This window comes from Alcaligenes sp. DN25 (genome assembly GCF_023674485.1).
GTDB classification, from domain to species: Bacteria; Pseudomonadota; Gammaproteobacteria; order Burkholderiales; family Burkholderiaceae_B; genus Alcaligenes; species Alcaligenes phenolicus.
The window spans coordinates 1996193-2011943 of record NZ_CP098408.1; the positions used below are offsets into that span (position 1 = coordinate 1996193).

15 protein-coding genes are annotated in these 15751 nt (G+C 55.5%); 11 read left to right on the forward strand and 4 right to left on the reverse strand.

The features are described from left to right. The first annotated feature begins 7 nt into the window (after positions 1-7). From NBV64_RS09315 to NBV64_RS09325, 3 genes are all read left to right on the forward strand, one after another. Positions 8-1513: an aromatic/alkene/methane monooxygenase hydroxylase/oxygenase subunit alpha gene (locus tag NBV64_RS09315; RefSeq protein ID WP_021446663.1), complete on the forward strand. Its 1506-nt coding sequence runs from the start codon at positions 8-10 to the stop codon at positions 1511-1513. Positions 1514-1578: 65 nt separating this feature from the next. Beyond that, positions 1579-1941, forward strand: coding sequence for a phenol hydroxylase subunit P4 (locus NBV64_RS09320; protein WP_035267737.1), 363 nt, complete (start codon positions 1579-1581; stop codon positions 1939-1941). A 15-nt stretch (positions 1942-1956) separates the two neighbouring features. Then, positions 1957-3018: an NADH:ubiquinone reductase (Na(+)-transporting) subunit F gene (locus tag NBV64_RS09325; RefSeq protein WP_009454447.1), complete on the forward strand. Its 1062-nt coding sequence runs from the start codon at positions 1957-1959 to the stop codon at positions 3016-3018. 125 nt (positions 3019-3143) lie between these two features. Here NBV64_RS09325 and NBV64_RS09330 read toward each other — a convergent pair whose 3' ends face one another. Further along, positions 3144-4082: a LysR substrate-binding domain-containing protein gene (locus tag NBV64_RS09330; protein ID WP_009454446.1), complete on the reverse strand. Its 939-nt coding sequence runs from the start codon at positions 4080-4082 to the stop codon at positions 3144-3146. Positions 4083-4535: 453 nt separating this feature from the next. Between NBV64_RS09330 and NBV64_RS09335 the strand changes: the two genes are divergently transcribed. The 8 genes from NBV64_RS09335 to NBV64_RS09365 all read left to right on the forward strand — a co-directional run bounded on the left by NBV64_RS09335 (position 4536) and on the right by NBV64_RS09365 (position 12257). Next, a complete protein-coding gene (locus tag NBV64_RS09335) occupies positions 4536-5888 on the forward strand; it encodes a Rieske 2Fe-2S domain-containing protein (protein WP_250757180.1) in 1353 nt (450 codons plus the stop codon). A gap of 3 nt (positions 5889-5891) precedes the next feature. After that, complete coding sequence (gene benB / locus NBV64_RS09340) at positions 5892-6380, forward strand: benzoate 1,2-dioxygenase small subunit (protein WP_009454444.1); 489 nt, start codon at positions 5892-5894, stop codon at positions 6378-6380. Between the two features lie 15 nt (positions 6381-6395). Then, the gene (benC, locus tag NBV64_RS09345) at positions 6396-7403 is read left to right on the forward strand and encodes a benzoate 1,2-dioxygenase electron transfer component BenC (RefSeq protein WP_250757182.1); all 1008 of its coding nucleotides are present in this window, start codon (positions 6396-6398) and stop codon (positions 7401-7403) included. Positions 7404-7467: 64 nt separating this feature from the next. Further along, the gene (locus NBV64_RS09350) at positions 7468-8238 is read left to right on the forward strand and encodes a 1,6-dihydroxycyclohexa-2,4-diene-1-carboxylate dehydrogenase (RefSeq protein ID WP_035267721.1); all 771 of its coding nucleotides are present in this window, start codon (positions 7468-7470) and stop codon (positions 8236-8238) included. 70 nt (positions 8239-8308) lie between these two features. Further along, the gene (locus tag NBV64_RS09355) at positions 8309-9643 is read left to right on the forward strand and encodes an MFS transporter (protein ID WP_250757184.1); all 1335 of its coding nucleotides are present in this window, start codon (positions 8309-8311) and stop codon (positions 9641-9643) included. Positions 9644-9757: 114 nt separating this feature from the next. Further along, the gene (locus NBV64_RS09360; protein WP_226348811.1) at positions 9758-10378 is read left to right on the forward strand and encodes a LysE family translocator; all 621 of its coding nucleotides are present in this window, start codon (positions 9758-9760) and stop codon (positions 10376-10378) included. A 488-nt stretch (positions 10379-10866) separates the two neighbouring features. Beyond that, positions 10867-11067 (forward strand): PEGA domain-containing protein, encoded by a 201-nt coding sequence (locus tag NBV64_RS19150; protein ID WP_352230611.1) that lies wholly within the window; start codon positions 10867-10869, stop codon positions 11065-11067. Positions 11068-11219: 152 nt separating this feature from the next. Further along, positions 11220-12257 carry a LacI family DNA-binding transcriptional regulator gene (locus NBV64_RS09365; RefSeq protein WP_250757186.1) on the forward strand — a complete coding sequence of 346 codons (1038 nt, stop codon included), beginning with the start codon at positions 11220-11222 and terminating at the stop codon, positions 12255-12257. Here the strand turns inward: NBV64_RS09365 and NBV64_RS09370 are convergent. Genes NBV64_RS09370 through NBV64_RS09380 form a run of 3 tightly spaced genes read right to left on the reverse strand, consistent with a single transcriptional unit; the run spans position 12254 to position 15722 of the window. Next, complete coding sequence (locus NBV64_RS09370; RefSeq protein ID WP_250757187.1) at positions 12254-12958, reverse strand: sulfite exporter TauE/SafE family protein; 705 nt, start codon at positions 12956-12958, stop codon at positions 12254-12256. The genes NBV64_RS09365 and NBV64_RS09370 overlap by 4 nt on opposite strands. Continuing rightward, a complete protein-coding gene (locus NBV64_RS09375; RefSeq protein ID WP_250757189.1) occupies positions 12955-14373 on the reverse strand; it encodes an amidohydrolase family protein in 1419 nt (472 codons plus the stop codon). The genes NBV64_RS09370 and NBV64_RS09375 overlap by 4 nt, the downstream gene beginning before the upstream one ends. Positions 14374-14384: 11 nt before the next feature. Next, positions 14385-15722, reverse strand: a complete 1338-nt coding sequence (locus NBV64_RS09380; RefSeq protein WP_035267711.1) for a uracil-xanthine permease family protein — start codon at positions 15720-15722, stop codon at positions 14385-14387. Between the last annotated feature and the right edge of the window lie 29 nt (positions 15723-15751).

The following is a 15751-nucleotide window of genomic DNA, read 5'->3' on the forward strand; positions in this document are numbered from 1 at the left end:
GGGCAACATGGCCACGAAAAAACTAAATATCAAAGACAAATATCGCTATCTGACTCGTGATCTGGACTGGGAATTCAGCTACCAGGATCGCAAGGACGCCTTCCCCTACGAGGAGTTTGAGGGCATCAAGATTACCGATTGGTCCAAATGGGAAGATCCGTTCCGTCTGACAATGGACGCGTACTGGAAATACCAGGCCGAAAAAGAAAAGAAGCTGTACGCCATTTTTGATGCCTTCGCGCAGAACAATGGCCAGATGAATATTTCCGACCCGCGTTACTTGAACGCGATCAAGGTGTTTCTGACCGCGGTGACCCCGCTGGAATACCAGGCTTACCAGGGCTACTCCCATGTGGGACGTCAATTCAGCGGCATCGGCGCACGTATTGCGTGTCAGATGCAGTCGATTGACGAGCTGCGTCACGTCCAGACGCAGGTTCACGCCATGAGCCATTACAACAAGTTTTTCAATGGCTTCCAGGACTGGAGCCATATGCACGACCGGGTCTGGTACCTGTCGGTGCCCAAGTCCTTTTTTGAAGATGCCCGCGCTGCCGGCCCCTTCGAGTTCCTGCTGGCAATCAGCTTCTCCTTCGAGTACGTGCTGACCAACCTGCTGTTCGTGCCCTTCATGTCGGGTGCAGCCTACAACGGCGACATGGCCACGGTGACTTTCGGTTTCAGCTCGCAGTCTGACGAAGCACGCCACATGACACTGGGCCTGGAAGTGATCAAGTTCCTGCTGGAGCAGCACGAGGACAACGTGCCTATCGTTCAGCAGTGGATCGACAAATGGTTCTGGCGCGGCACCCGCCTGCTGTCCGTGGTCGGCATGATGATGGACTACATGCTGCCCAACAAGGTCATGTCCTGGAAAGAAGCCTGGGAGGTCTATTTCGAACAGGCTGGTGGTGCACTGTTCAAGGATCTGGCCCGCTACGGCATCCGCATGCCCAAGTACAGCGAAGTGATCGAAAAAGAGAAAGAGCACATCTCGCACCAGGCCTGGTGGATCTTCTACAACTTCGGTCACGCTGCCGGTTTCCACACCTGGATCCCTAGCGACGAGGAATTGGATTGGTTGAGCGCCAAGTACCCCGATACTTTCGACAAGTACTACCGCCCACGCTGGGAAATGGCCAAGAAGATGGAAGCCGAAGGCAAGCGCTTTTACTCCAGCGGTCTGCCGCAGCTGTGTCAGGTATGTCAGGTGCCCATGACCTTTACCGACATGGAAAAACCCGACGAAATTACCTACCGTCAAAGCCAGTACAAGGGCGAGCGCTATCACACCTGCTCGGACGGCTGCCGCGACATTTTCGAGCACGAGCCCGAAAAGTACATCCAGGCCTGGCTGCCAGTGAACCAGATCCTGCAAGGTGGCTGCGGTGGTCCCGAGCTGGAGAAGATCCTGAGCGACTACTACCAGCTGAACGTGGGTGTCGACAATATGGACTTCAAGGGCTCGGTGGACGAGGCACGCTGGAACGAATGGAAAGGAGTGACGGCCTAGTCACACGAGAAAAAGGGCAGTGCCTCGGTGAGCACTGCCACTACCTATAAAAATTGGAGATCAATATGGCAGTTACTGCAATTACCCCGGACTACCAAGGCTATGCGCGCGACCAGCAGTCGCACTATGGCGACAGCATGTTGCTGTATATCGGCTGGGACGAGCACCTTTTGTTCTGCTCGGCCAAGGCCTTTCTGGTTCAGCCCGACATGACCGTGTCCCAGATGATCCAGCAACTGTTGCCTGCCGGCTTTGCCCAGCATCCTGACTTCGAGCAGATCGAATGGAGCAAGGTGCAATGGAATTTGAATGGCGAGGCGGTTGAACTGAATCCTGACGACACCCTGGGTTCCAAGGGCTTTGATCACAAATCCTTGTTGCGTTTCAAGACCCCGGGCCTGAATGGCTACAAGGGTACGGGCGTATAAGAGGCGGAGGCAGCAATGACGTATCAGGTAACCGTAGAACCCACAGGTGATGTGGTAGAGGTGGAAGATGGACAAACCTTGTTGGACGCTGCGTTGCGACAAGGGGTTTGGTTGCCTTTTGCCTGTGGACATGGCACGTGCGGCACCTGCAAGGTGCAGGTGCTGGAAGGCTATGCAGACGCAGGTGATGCGTCCAGCTTTGCCCTGATGGATTCGGAGCGGGACGAAGGCAAGCTGCTGGCTTGCTGTTGCCTGCCCGAATCCGATATGGTCATCGAGGCCGATATCGACGTAGACCCGGACTTCCAGGGCCTGCCGGTGGAGGACTATCAGGGCAAGGTCGTCCTGATTGAAGACTTGTCGCCCACGATCAAGCACATCCGTCTGGAACTGGATCGCCCAATGGCGTTCCAGGCCGGGCAATACATCAACCTTCATGTGCCGTCCATTGACAGCACCCGTGCCTTTTCCATCGCGAATCCGCCGTCCATGAGCGGCATTATTGATTTGCATGTACGCAAGGTAGAGGGGGGCGCAGGTACGACGTGGCTACACGAGGAACTGGAAGTGGGGCAGTCTTTGGACGTGTCCGGCCCTTACGGCCAATTCTTTGTGCGCAAGTCCGACCCGCAAGGCGCCATTTTCATCGCCGGTGGCTCGGGCCTGTCCAGCCCCGAATCCATGATTATGGACTTGCTGGAAGAGGGCGATACCCGTCCTATTTATCTGTTCCAGGGTGCGCGCAATAAAGCCGAGCTGTATCACGCGGATCATTTCTATCAACTAGCTGAAAAGCACGACAATTTCCACTACATTCCGGCCTTGAATGCGCCTTTGCCGGATGATGCCTGGGAAGGCTTTGTGGGCTTTGTGCATGAAGCCGTGGGGCAGTTCTTTGAGCAGCGTTGCTCGGGTAACAAGGCCTACTTGTGTGGCCCGCCCCCCATGATTGAAGCGGCCATTTCCACCCTGATGCAAAGCCGGCTCTTCGAGCGCGATATTCACATGGAACAATTCCTGACAGCCGCGGATGGCGCAACCGGCAAGGTACGTTCAGCGCTGTTCAAGCGTATCTAAGCGGTTTTAACTGACTGCCGAGCAGACCTTTTTTCAGTGAAAAGGTCTGCGGCTGGTGGTCGTGAACGCCGCATCTTTCTGGCCTTGCAAGAAGTGTTAACGACGCTTTGCAGGGCCTTTTTGTATTAGACGGGTGGCAGCCCGTTACTCAAGGCGCTGTGTCCCGGAATCAGCCAGGGCGGTTTCTCCGCATACATTTCCTCAATAAAGGCATGCATCTGGGCGATGTACCAGGAGTTGTCGTTTTTCCTGTGGCTGAAAATAATCGGCGACGTTACTTTCTCGTCGTCAATCAGCCGGTAGACCAGATCACTGCGTATCTGTGCGGCTGAAGGAATCAGGCACAAGCCCACGCCGCCGGCGACCAGTCCCATGGCCGTCTGCAACTCCAGTACTTCATGCACTTCGGTGGGAAAGATGGCGTTGTCATGCAGGATATTCAGCACATGATCGGCAAAGCTGGGGCGTGGGGACTTGGGATACACAATAAAGGCGTGATCGGCGATGACCTGCAAGGACACCGGCCCCCGATCCTTGGCCAAATCAATTTTCGGCGGAATCGCCAGCACCAGGCGCTCTTCACGCAAGACAGTACGGCACACCGCGCTGTCATGAATACGCACACGTCCAAAGGCAATATCAATGCGTCCGGCGCGCAAGGCGGCGATCTGCTGGCTGCTGGTGAGTTCCAGAAAGTGAAAGCGGATATCCGGGTAGGCGTGGCGGAACTTCTGAATCAGGATAGGCAGACCGCCGTACAAGGTGGAAGCTACAAAGCCAATCGACAATTGCGGGCGCTGGTTCAGGCCGACTTCAGTGGTCGCCGCTTTCATGACCTCCACACGATTGAGCAATTGCAGGGATTGCTCGTAAAAAATGCGGCCCGCTTCGGTTAGCTGCAGGGGGCGGCTCTCCCGTGACAGCAGCAAAACATTGAGCTCTTGTTCCAGCAACTGAATCTGTCTGCTGAGTGCAGGTTGGGCAATGTGCAACTGCTCGGCAGCGCGAGTGAAATTGCGCGCTTTGGCGACCGCAACAAAGTAGCGGATTTGTTTCAAGTCCATATGCTTTGCCCGTGGTCCAGGTCCAGAAAATCCGGACCAATATATCACCTATCTCGACCATCCAAGCTTCAAGCATATACCTGACAAGCTCTAGGGTTAACGATAGGTTTTGTTTTTCATGCCCTGCAAGATTCTGATTTTATTGGAAAAAAAACAAACTATAGCATTTTGCTATAGAGCGGGACCGATATTGTATTGGAAGCCTGCTGGAGCAAAGACTGTAATGAACGTCATGCAGAGCAGCCCCGAATTTCCTTGCGAAAGTGGGCTGGGCAATATCGGCCCGACGGTGTCCCTATCGGGTTTGAGTCAGGCTCAAGGCTAAGCCAGCAATACGCTGCCACGAGTCAGTCCGGTCTCAATCCGGAGCAATTTTTCTTTTCTATCACGCGTACTTGCTATGCCTTCATGGGCATGGGCAGGGACGGCTGCAACTCTCATAAAGGCCACATTATGTCAGTCCTTATGGATAAAACTAAAGATATCAGGCACTTGCTTGATACCGCCCTGGAAGAAAATAAAGAAACAGGCGTGTATCGCTGCCGTCGTGACATCTTCACGAATCCGGATCTGTTCGAGCTGGAGATGAAGCATATTTTTGAAGGCAATTGGGTCTACCTGGCGCATGAAAGCCAACTGCCCAATGTGAATGATTACTTCACTACGTATATCGGTCGTCAGCCCGTGTTTTTGACGCGTGGTAAGGACGGTGGTTTGAATGCCTTTATCAATGCCTGTGCTCACCGCGGCGCCATGTTGTGCCGCCGCAAGCATGGCAATAAGGGCAGCTTTACCTGTCCTTTCCATGGCTGGACCTTCAATAACGCGGGCAAGTTGCTCAAGGTCAAGGACGAGAAAAACACTCAGTATCCCGAGCAGTTCAATACCGAAGGCTCGCATGACTTGAAGCGTGTCGCGCGCTTTGAGAACTATCGCGGCTTTCTATTTGGCAGCCTGAATCCGGATGTGGTGTCTCTGGACGAGTATCTGGGTGAAACCAAGGTCATCATAGATCAGATCGTGGATCAAGCCCCTGAAGGTCTGGAAGTGCTGCGTGGCAATTCTTCCTATATCTACGATGGCAACTGGAAACTGCAGATGGAAAACGGCGCGGATGGCTACCACGTCAGCAGCGTGCACTGGAATTACTCCGCCACCATGGGTCGCCGAAAAGAGGGCGGCACGCAAGCGGTGGATGCGAACGGCTGGAGCAAGAGCCTGGGTGGCGTGTATGGCTTTGATTACGGTCATATCTTGCTGTGGACCAAAACCATGAATCCAAGCGTGCGTCCGGTCTACGAGCATCGCGAGGAGCTGAAGCAGCGTTTGGGCGAGGACCGTGCCGAGTTCATCGTGAATCAGACTCGCAATCTGTGCCTGTACCCGAATGTGTATCTGATGGATCAGTTCTCTACCCAGATTCGGGTAACGCGTCCTATCAGTGTGGACAAGACTGAAGTCACGATCTACTGCTTTGGTCCCAAAGGGGAAAGCGCTGAGCAGCGTGCCATCCGTATCCGTCAATACGAAGACTTTTTCAATGTGTCCGGCATGGGAACGGCAGACGATCTGGAGGAGTTCCGCGCCTGTCAGGAAGGCTATGCGGGTATTGCGGCGCCCTGGAATGATTTGAGCCGAGGTGCGCCTTTGTGGGTGCACGGGCCGGACGAGAATGCCAAAGCCATGGGCATGAAGCCCTTGATCAGTGGCGGGCGTAGTGAAGATGAAGGCTTGTTTGTCTGCCAGCACGAGTACTGGGCCAAGACCATGAGCCAGGCGTTAAAAGCAGAAAACGGGGAGGCCTGAGCCATGAACGCAACGTATCACTCTATTTGCGCTTTCCTGTATCGCGAAGCCCGCTTGCTGGATGACCGTCAGTGGGATGAATGGCTGGAATGCTATAGCCCCAACGCCCAGTACTGGATGCCTTGCTGGGATGATGATGATCAGTTGACCGAAGATCCGCATAGTGAGATTTCCTTGATCTTCTATCCCAACCGTAACGGTCTGGAGGATCGGGTGTTCCGCATCAAGACCGAGCGCTCCGGTGCCTCCACACCTGAGCCGCGTACCGCTCACATGCTCAGCAATATCGAGATTCTGGCCGAGCGCGATGGGCAGGTGGACGTCCGCTACAACTTTTTGACGCTTAACCATCGCTACCGGGTGACGGACCAGTTCTTCGGCACGATTTACCTGACCTTGTCGCCTCAGGAGCAGGGCTGGTTGATCGAGCAAAAAAAGGTAGTGCTCAAGAACGACTACATCCGTCAAGTGATTGATGTGTATCACATTTAAAGCTGGGGGTTAGTCGTGAACAGCTATCGTATTGCGCTGAATTTTGAGGACGGCGTCACCCGTTTCGTGGACTGTGGTGAACATGAAAAAGTGCTGGATGCTGCGTATCGTCATCAGATCAATCTACCCATGGATTGCTCGGACGGCGTGTGCGGCACCTGTAAATGTCAGGCCGAAAGTGGTCAGTATGAGCAGGGCGATGACTACATCGAGGATGCCCTGACGCAAGAAGAAGCGGACAAGGGTTTGGTTCTGACCTGCCAGATGATTCCCAAGTCTGACTGCGTGATTGCTGTGCCGATTTCATCGGGCGTGTGCAAGACGGCCGTGGCCAAGTGGCAGGGGCAGGTGTCGGAATGCCGTCAGTATGAGGACGCGGCGTACGAGCTGAAGATTGATGCCGCCGATGAAGCCTTGCCTTTTCTGCCTGGGCAGTACGTGAACATTACGGTGCCTGGCGGGCAGGCGCATCGTTCCTATTCCTTTAGCTCTGCACCGGGCGAGTCGCGCTTGAGCTTCTTGATCAAGCAGGTTCCGGGCGGTCTGATGAGTTCCTGGCTGGCGGCGCAGCCGTTAGGTCAGCAGGTGGAAATGACGGGGCCTTTGGGCAGTTTTTATCTGCGGCAGGTGACGCGCCCCTTGTTGTTCCTGGCTGGCGGCACGGGCCTGGCTCCGTTCTTGTCCATGCTGGAAGTCCTGGTCAAGCAAGGCTGTACGGAGCCTGTGCATCTGGTCTATGGCGTCACCCGTGATCAGGATCTGGTGATGCTGGCAGAGTTGGAGTCCTTTACCCAGCGTTTGCCCGGCTTTAGCTACACCACCTGCGTGGTGGACCCGCAATCCAGCCACGAGCGCAAAGGCTACGTGACCCAGCATCTGGATCCGGCGCATTGGCATGAAGGGCAGGTGGATGTGTACCTGTGCGGGCCGCCACCCATGGTGGATGCCGTCAGCCAGTTCATTGATGCGCAAGCCCATGCTCCCGCGAATTTCTATTACGAAAAATTCATCACCAGCCAATAAATGTATTCAGACAGCGCCCCTTTGCGGGGCGCCCTGTGTTGGATGACTCCTACAAGGAAAGATCATGACTGCGCCTGTGCGTTTTCATCAAAAAGTGGCCATTGTGACGGGCGCGGCCCAAGGCATTGGCCGTCGTGTTGCCGAGCGCTTGCAGGCTGAAGGAGCCTGGGTACTGGCCGTAGACCGATCCGAGCTGGTGCGGGAACTGGCCAGCGAGGCGGTCCTGACACTGGAAGTGGATCTGGAAACCGTTGAAGGTGCTCAGGCTGCGGCCCAGGCGGCGCTGGATAAATGGGGACGTATTGATATTTTGATCAATAACGTCGGGGGAACGATCTGGACGCGCCCTTACGAGCACTACACACCGGCACAGATCGAGGCCGAGATACGCCGTTCCCTGTTTCCAACCCTGTGGTCCTGTCATGCCGTTTTACCCAGCATGCAGGAGCAGGGTAGTGGTGCCATTGTGAACGTGTCCTCGATTGCCACTCGCAGCATTAACCGCGTGCCGTATGCAGCGGCTAAAGGGGGCGTCAATGCCTTGACCGCCTCATTGGCTTTTGAGAATGCCCAGCGCGGCATTCGGGTCAATGCTGTCTCGCCTGGCGGGACCGAGGCTCCGCCACGGCGTATTCCCCGCAATACCCAGAACCAGGATGATCCCCAAGAAGCGATCTGGTATCAGCAGATTGTGGATCAGACCGTGGCCAGCAGTTTGATGAAGCGTTACGGGAGCCTGGATGAACAGGCCGCCAGCATTTTGTTTTTGGCCTCGGATGAGGCTTCGTATATCACCGGCACTGTCTTGCCAGTAGGAGGCGGCGACCAGGGCTGATCAAACGATGCAGGCGGCTTGTAGAGCGAAGGGCATCAAGACAAAAAACTCCATTTGGGGGAGACAAATCATGAAAACACTAGACGTTAATGAAGTGATTGAGCAGGCGCGCTTCGGGCGCTTTCACTGGATGGTGATGAGCCTGTGCGCCTTGTTGTTGATATTCGATGGCTATGACTTGTTTATTTACGGTGTGGTTTTGCCGGTGCTGATGGACGAGTGGAATTTGACGCCGGTGCAAGCCGGGGCCTTGGGTAGTTACGCCTTGTTCGGCATGATGTTTGGCGCGTTTGTATTTGGGCCGCTGGCAGACAAGATTGGCCGTAAAAAGGGCGTGACGATCTGCTTTGCCTTGTTCAGTCTGGCTACCTTCCTGAATGGCTTTGCGAGCTCACCGACCGAGTTTGGTGTCTACCGCTTTCTGGCCGGCTTGGGCTGTGGCGGCTTGATGCCCAACGCTGTGGCCTTGATGAACGAGTATTCGCCCAAGCGCTCGCGTAGCACCTTGGTCGCCATCATGTTCAGCGGCTATTCATTGGGTGGCTTGTTGTCGGCAGCGATTGGCATCTACATGCTGCCTCGTTTTGGCTGGCAGTCCATGTTTTTCTGTGCAGCCATTCCGTTGTTGCTGCTGCCGTTTATCGTCTGGAAGCTGCCGGAGTCACTGGCGTTTTTGATGCGCCAAGGGCAAGAGGAAAAAGCACGCCGCATTGTGCAGACCTTGGCCCCAGAAATGGGTGTGTCCCACGATACCGTCTTGACCTTGCATGAGCAGAAAAAGACGGGAGTGCCCATGCTGGATCTGGTCAAGGAAGGGCGCTTGCTAGGCACTTTGATGATCTGGGTGGCGTTTTTCTGCTGCCTCTTGATGGTTTATGCCCTGGGTTCCTGGTTGCCAAAATTGATGGCCAACGCGGGCTATAGCCTGGGTTCCAGCCTGTCTTTCCTGGTGGCCTTGAACCTGGGCGGCATGTTTGGTGCGATTCTGGGTGGTTGGCTGGGGGATCGTTTCAGCTTGCCTAAAGTGGTGGCCTGGTTCTTTCTGGTGTCGGCGGTGTCCATTACCTTGCTGGGTTTCAAGAGCCCGACTCTGGTGCTGTATGTGTTGATCGTGATTGCCGGTGCCACCACCATTGGCACGCAGATCCTGCTGTACGCCAATACGGCGCAGTTCTATCCCTTGTCCATGCGTTCCTCGGGACTAGGTTGGGCTTCAGGCGTGGGGCGGATCGGTGCGATTGCCGGGCCTTTTCTGGGCGGCACGCTAATGGCGGCCAAGTTGCCCTTGCAGATGAATTTCATGGCCTTTGCCGTGCCGGGTGTCGTGGCAATGCTGGCTTTCCTGGTGTTTATGGTGTCCTTGCGTTCATCGCCCAAAGTGGCGCTGAATGCCGTGGCCGGTTGAGAGGGCTGAATTTTAAAGCTGACTGGAGTAAAGTTCATACACACTGTTTTCAATCGACGAATGCCAGCCTTTCAAATTGAATGGCTGGCATTATCTATGGAGCCTGCCGGAATCATGACCGCTAGTAGTCTTTTGCTGTTTCTGCCCGCCTGTTTTGCCCTGAATATGGCCTTCGGACCCAATAATCTGCTGTCCATGACGGTAGGGGCCAAGCAAGGGGTGTCGACTGCCATGGTAGCGGCCATGGGGCGTCTGGTCGCCTTTGCCATCATGATTGTGGTGGCGGCCTTGGGAATGGGAACCTTGTTGATGGTTTCGGAGACGGCCTTTACCGTGGTCAAGCTTGCGGGAGCGGCGTATCTGATCTGGCTGGGTATCAAGGTGCTGCGTGCCAGTAACAAAACATCAGCAGAGCAAACCGAGGTGAGCAAAAAAGATATCTGGGGCCTGGTGCGCCAGGAGTTCTTTGTGGCTATCGGCAATCCTAAAGCCATTCTGATCTTCACCGCCTTCTTCCCGCAGTTTGTAGATATGAACAACTATTGGGCTAGCTTCATGACACAGGGTGTGATTTTCCTGCTGCTGGAAGTGATCGCGATTGCGGCGTATGCCTATGTAGGCACTCGTTTGTCCGGCGTGATGCAAAATGCGCGTGGTCTGCGTTGGGTGAACCGCATTAGCGGCAGCATGATGATAGGTTTTGGCGTGATCCTGGCCATGGCTCGACGCTCCTGATGTAAGCCCCGATCTGGGGGCACAAGTCGGAAAATAAAAGGCTCTCCTTGCGAGAGCCTTTTTGATGTTTCTATTTGTACAGGGTAAACACTGAATATGCTATTTAGTGCTTGAAGTTTGTAAATTTTTTGTTAGGATAAAAATTCGTTCTAGGCTTTCTCGATTAAATAAACAGCAGGAGGTTTGGATATGAATGACACGCCCATGAACTGGCCCAGTGATTTTCCGAGCAAACACGATTCAATATAAAACCTCAAAAAAAACGGAGACCGTTAACTAGCCAGGCCGCCCTATGGGCGGCTTTTTCATTGGCGCCTCACTGTTATGATTTTTAGATCGATATGTCTTGAGATTGAGCTGCCCGTTTATTGATAAGATTCAAATTCTGAATTGCTCAGGATTGGAAAGTTTCACTGGGCTACCTGAAATTGGGTTTTATTGCATTTTAATGCATGGAGTGGCTTGGAAAAATACGGAGCGGAAAAAGAATGAATGACATCAAGGCCTTGTTTGCTTTGTGTTTTTCCCTGCTTCCTGCTGCTTGTTCCTGTATCGCCGTCACTTATCCTGGCGATCCCGAAGGAGCCACTGTTGTTTGCAATGGCAGTGCCTATGGCGAGACGCCACTGACAATTAACAGTCTGCTGGAGGGGCGTCGAAATGTTAGTGTCCCCTTGAGTAGGTATTAACTTGTAATATGGCTCCTGAACGAGCTTGGCCAAACACTCTAGCTAAGATTCTTTGTTTTTAAAATTTGGCTGATTCACTGCTTTGCTCTACGTAAACAAGCTCCCAGCGCTATGCTATTTTCCTCTCTCTCCCTTTTCTGATTGATCCAGCCTTGCCACGTTCCTCTGCTACCCCCCCTCGTCGTATCACCATCCGCGATGTCGCCAAGGCGGCAGGGGTGTCTTTGACTACGGTTTCACACGCCTTGAATGACAGAGGGGTGGTGGACCCGTTAACGCGTGCCAAGGTCAAACAGATCGCGGCTGATATGGGCTATAGGCCCAATGTACGAGCGCAGCGCTTGCGCTCGGGGGCGGCCAACAGCATTGCCCTGGTATCGTCCATGCCTTTTGCCGTGTCGGGTGGCGTTTCGCGTCTGGGCTTCATGATGGAAGTGGCGGGCATTGCGGCCGAGGCAGCTATGCGGCGTGGCCTGGCTCTGGTGTTCGTGCCGCCCTTGGAAAATGCCCAGGCCTTTCTGGAAGGTCTGGATATTGATGGGGCGATTCTGTTGGAGCCCATGACGGATGATCCCAATGTGCGCTTGTTGCAAGAGCGTGGCGTGGCCTTGGTGTCGATTGGGCGTCAAGGCGGTAGCGTAGACAACATTCCCTTTATCGATCTGCAATCGACCGCAACCGCGCATTTGTTATTGAATCACTTGTGGGAGCAAGGACGGCGACGTATCGCCCTGGTGCAAAGCAGTGCCGCACGTGACTCTTACGCCAGCCATAAAAAAGCCTACGAGAATTTCGCTGCAGCGCACGCCATGCCAGTGCGCTATATGCAGGTAGAGGAAAGCTTGGGTGAAGCCGGTGGATTTGATGCCTGCGCCCGGCTTTTAACACAGTATCCCGATACGGATGCCTTATGTGTGCCTGTGGATGCCTTTGCAGTGGGCGCCTTGGCGGCTGTGCAGCAGGCCGGTTTGCGTGTCCCGCAGGATGTAATGATCGCCACTCGTTACGATGGCTTGCGTGCCCGTACCGCAGAACCGGCGTTGACAGCTGTGGATCTTCATCTGGAACAAGTGGCCACCCTGGCGGTAGAACTGCTGTTCGAGCATCTATCGGGTGATAAGAGCCGCCTGTCGGCTTTGGGCCCAAAGCCGGAACTTCGGGCCCGTGCCTCTACACAGCTGGACGATTAAGTCAGCATGACGGCCAGACCGGAGACGGTCGCAAACATCAGAACGCCAATGCGCAAACGGCGTTGATCCAGCTTGTGATGTACCAGGCTGCTCAAGCCCATCCCCAGCAGCAATGCGGGCAGGCACAACACGGCGTAGCTCAGGTGGGACCACTGTAGCGCGCCGGAGATACCCAGCACGGCCAGCGAAATCACTTCTCCCACCAGAAAGCACAAGGCAACTGTCGAGCGCAAGGTGGCGACAGGGGCGTGTTGGTACACCAGAGCCAAAGGCGGGCCACCAATGCCAGTGGCGGTTTCAGTGATGCCGGTGACCAGACCTGTGGCAATAAAGGCCTTCTTGCCGGGCGTGAAGCTGGGAGCCAGCACCGACGCCAGTACAGCCAGCAAGGTACTGATACCGACAAACTGGTTTAACCAGTAAGTCGACAGCACCAGCAAAATCCCCAAACCGGCAAAAGTCCCTGCAAAACGTCCGACGGTGATCCAGCCCGCGCCGCAGCGGTCGATCGCCCCACGTTCACGCCAGGCAACATAGGCGTTCAGCGGCAGCATCAGAAACAGGAGCGCTCCTGGTATGGCCTCGGGATGAACCAAAGCCAGTACCGGGACTACGATCAGGGCAAAACCCATCCCGCTGGCACCCTGAATAAAGGCACCCGCCAGCACGGCGGCAAAAGCAATCAGCAAACCCACTGTCATGCCAAGGCCTTTTCCTGCTCGGCGTGACGAGCCAGGTGTTCGGTGGATGGGGCGTGCAGCTTGCGGATATCCGATTGCGCGACCGCATGGCGAGCCAGCTCACGCACTTCTTCCAACAAGGGCAGGGGATCCCAATCCACAGGCTGGCCTTCCCACAGACGCAGCTTGCCTTGGACAACGACAGCCCGAATCTGATCGCGAGCAGCAATCCGAACCAGTTCCCAAGGCAGATCCCAGGAGGGTGTCATCTCGGGCACTTGCAGATCGACCACGAGGAAGTCGGCTTGGGCGCCCACCCGAATCTGCCCGGTTTGAGCTCCCAGGCCTATGACTTCGGCCCCCCCTCGGGTCGCCATATCCAGCCAGGTCCAACCCGCACCGCAAGAGGAGTCGCCCACCATCATGCCGAAGGCAAAGCGTTGCGCCGCCTCGCCATAATCCATCATGCGAAAGGCATCGCTGCGAGTGCCGTCCGTCCCCATGCCCAAACGTATGCCTTGAACGCGCATGGCTTCGGCAGGAGCGACGGCATTGCCTTTCCAGGCGCTGGCAACCGGGTTGTAGGAAACGGCAGCGTTCAAATCAGCCATCAGCCGGATTTCGCTGGGGGTAACCAAGGTGGCATGGGCCAGCAAGGAAGCCGAACCCAGGGCACCAATATGGGCAAGATGCTCGATCGGGCGACGACCATGGGCATTCAAGGAACGCTCCACCGCGACCAAATGCTCGTTGGCATGGGTCTGGAATACACGGCCCGCTTCTTCGCTCATGGAATAGATACGATGCAACATCGCATCACTGGCGGCTTCGGGAATAGAGATAGCCAGTGAAGGGCTGATCAAAGCATGGTGCTCCCATTGCTGAAGGTGGGCCTGGGCGCGAGCCACAATAGGCTCTGCATCCAATAGTACCGCGCTGTGCTTGTCGTTGCAGATCAGCCCCAAAACACAGCGTATACCTACGTCTGTGGTGGCTTGCACAATCGCGTCCAGATCCTCGGACGATCGCGTGCCAGCGTCGCAAACCGTCGTGAAACCGCCCCGCAAGGCTTCCAGCGCAGAAAGCTTGCTGGAGGCATACAGATGGCGTGCATTCAAGGTGCTTTCCAGCGGCACCCAGACCCGGCGGAAAATTTCCGAAGGTTCGCCATATACCAACGACTTTCCATATGACTGGGTGACGTGATGGTGTGCATCCACAAAACCGGGCATCAGCAAATGGCCGGGCAAGCTCAGACGTGGCAGTCCAGGGTGGCGGGCGGCTATCTCTTCTACCGTGCCAATATCGCTGAAGCGACCTTCTTCAATCAGGACAGCGTGTCCGCTGACAGGTCCTTGGGGCAGCAAGAGGTGTTCGGGTTCCAGAATGCGGGCCTGAGCCAGGTCGTGGGATTGGAATAAAGAAGCGTGATTCATGGCACAGCTCATCAAGAATGTTGAAGGGGAGCGGGTTTGGGCGAGCGCTGGCCGAGGTGAATGAACAGGTAGTTCAAAACAGCCGCCGTCAGCGCACCCATAGCAACGCCGTTGGACAATAGCAATCGCACTTGGGAGGGAAGTTGGTCGTAAATGCCGGGAACGACGATGGGCAGCAAACCGACCGCCAGGGCCGTGGCAACCACATACATGGCGGCATGGCCGCGCAGGTCTACCTTGCGCAACATGTCTATGCCCATGGTGCCGACGATGGCAAAGACCACCAGCCCAGTTGCGCCAATGACAGAGGCAGGAATGACGCTGATCAGCGCGGAGAGCGGCGAGAACACGCCAAATAGAATCAGGAACAGTCCGCCGACGGCCGTGACATAGCGGGAGCGCACTTGGGTCGCGCGAATGATGCCGATGTTTTCACCACTGGTAATGATCAGCGAGGTCCCGAAAATACCGCCCAGCAAAGAAGCCAGCCCGTCGCCACGGATCGTATTGGGCACTTGTGCCTGTTGTTCGGCCTCGTTTTCCTTGCCCAGGACCTCATTCAAGGCAATGGTCTGGCCAGTGGCTTCCACCATGGAAATCAAGGTGAACAGCAGCAGCGGCAAAGCGGCGATCAGATCAAAGTTGGGCGGGCCAAAGGGGAAAGGTGATGGCAGGGCCAGCAGTGGGCCACTGCCCACGCCGCTCAAGCTGATGTCGCCCATCAAGGCAGCGGACAAGGCACCCACAATCAAGCCCAGCAAGATAGCCAACTGGCGGCACATGCCCTTGAGCAAACGGGCAAACAGCACCGTAGACGCAATGGTGATCAGGGCCAGCAGCAAATTGTCGGTATTACCGAAATTGGCCGAGCCGGGTGTGCCGGCAATTAATTTGCCGGATATTTGCGCCAGGTTGATGGCAACCAGCAAGAGCATGATGCCGATGACCAGCGAAGGGAAGTAACGCAAAAAGCGTTTGAAGATGGGGACGATCAGAAAGTACAGCAGGGCGGACAGAATCACCGCCCCGGAGGCGGTGGGCAGATCAGTTTGTTGCGCGATCAGAATGAACAGGATGATGGGCGCACCACCGGGCAGCATCACAAAAGGTAGTTTGGCGCCTATACCGGCTGGGCCGAAGGATTGGATCAAGGTGCCTATGCCACAGACCAGAAAGGTGGCGCTCAGCAGCTGAGTGGTCAGGGCAGCATCAAAGCCCAGGGCCTTGCTCATTAAGAACACGGCGGCGATAGGGGAGGCGGCCATGACCAGTACGTGTTGCAGCCCGAAGGCAATCATGCGCTGAGGGGAATACAGCTCATCCACTTGCGCAGTGGGGGTGTCTTTCATAAGTGTCTCCTGTGCTGCATTGTCAGGTG

Coding starts and splice junctions, on each gene's coding strand:
- NBV64_RS09315 (WP_021446663.1), top strand. CDS start 8: ATGGCCACGAAAAAACTAAATATCAAAGACAAATATCGCTATCTGACT.
- NBV64_RS09320 (WP_035267737.1), top strand. CDS start 1,579: ATGGCAGTTACTGCAATTACCCCGGACTACCAAGGCTATGCGCGCGAC.
- NBV64_RS09325 (WP_009454447.1), top strand. CDS start 1,957: ATGACGTATCAGGTAACCGTAGAACCCACAGGTGATGTGGTAGAGGTG.
- NBV64_RS09330 (WP_009454446.1), bottom strand. CDS start 4,082: ATGGACTTGAAACAAATCCGCTACTTTGTTGCGGTCGCCAAAGCGCGC.
- NBV64_RS09335 (WP_250757180.1), top strand. CDS start 4,536: ATGTCAGTCCTTATGGATAAAACTAAAGATATCAGGCACTTGCTTGAT.
- benB (WP_009454444.1), top strand. CDS start 5,892: ATGAACGCAACGTATCACTCTATTTGCGCTTTCCTGTATCGCGAAGCC.
- NBV64_RS09350 (WP_035267721.1), top strand. CDS start 7,468: ATGACTGCGCCTGTGCGTTTTCATCAAAAAGTGGCCATTGTGACGGGC.
- NBV64_RS09355 (WP_250757184.1), top strand. CDS start 8,309: ATGAAAACACTAGACGTTAATGAAGTGATTGAGCAGGCGCGCTTCGGG.
- NBV64_RS09360 (WP_226348811.1), top strand. CDS start 9,758: ATGACCGCTAGTAGTCTTTTGCTGTTTCTGCCCGCCTGTTTTGCCCTG.
- NBV64_RS19150 (WP_352230611.1), top strand. CDS start 10,867: ATGAATGACATCAAGGCCTTGTTTGCTTTGTGTTTTTCCCTGCTTCCT.
- NBV64_RS09370 (WP_250757187.1), bottom strand. CDS start 12,958: ATGACAGTGGGTTTGCTGATTGCTTTTGCCGCCGTGCTGGCGGGTGCC.
- NBV64_RS09375 (WP_250757189.1), bottom strand. CDS start 14,373: ATGAATCACGCTTCTTTATTCCAATCCCACGACCTGGCTCAGGCCCGC.
- NBV64_RS09380 (WP_035267711.1), bottom strand. CDS start 15,722: ATGAAAGACACCCCCACTGCGCAAGTGGATGAGCTGTATTCCCCTCAG.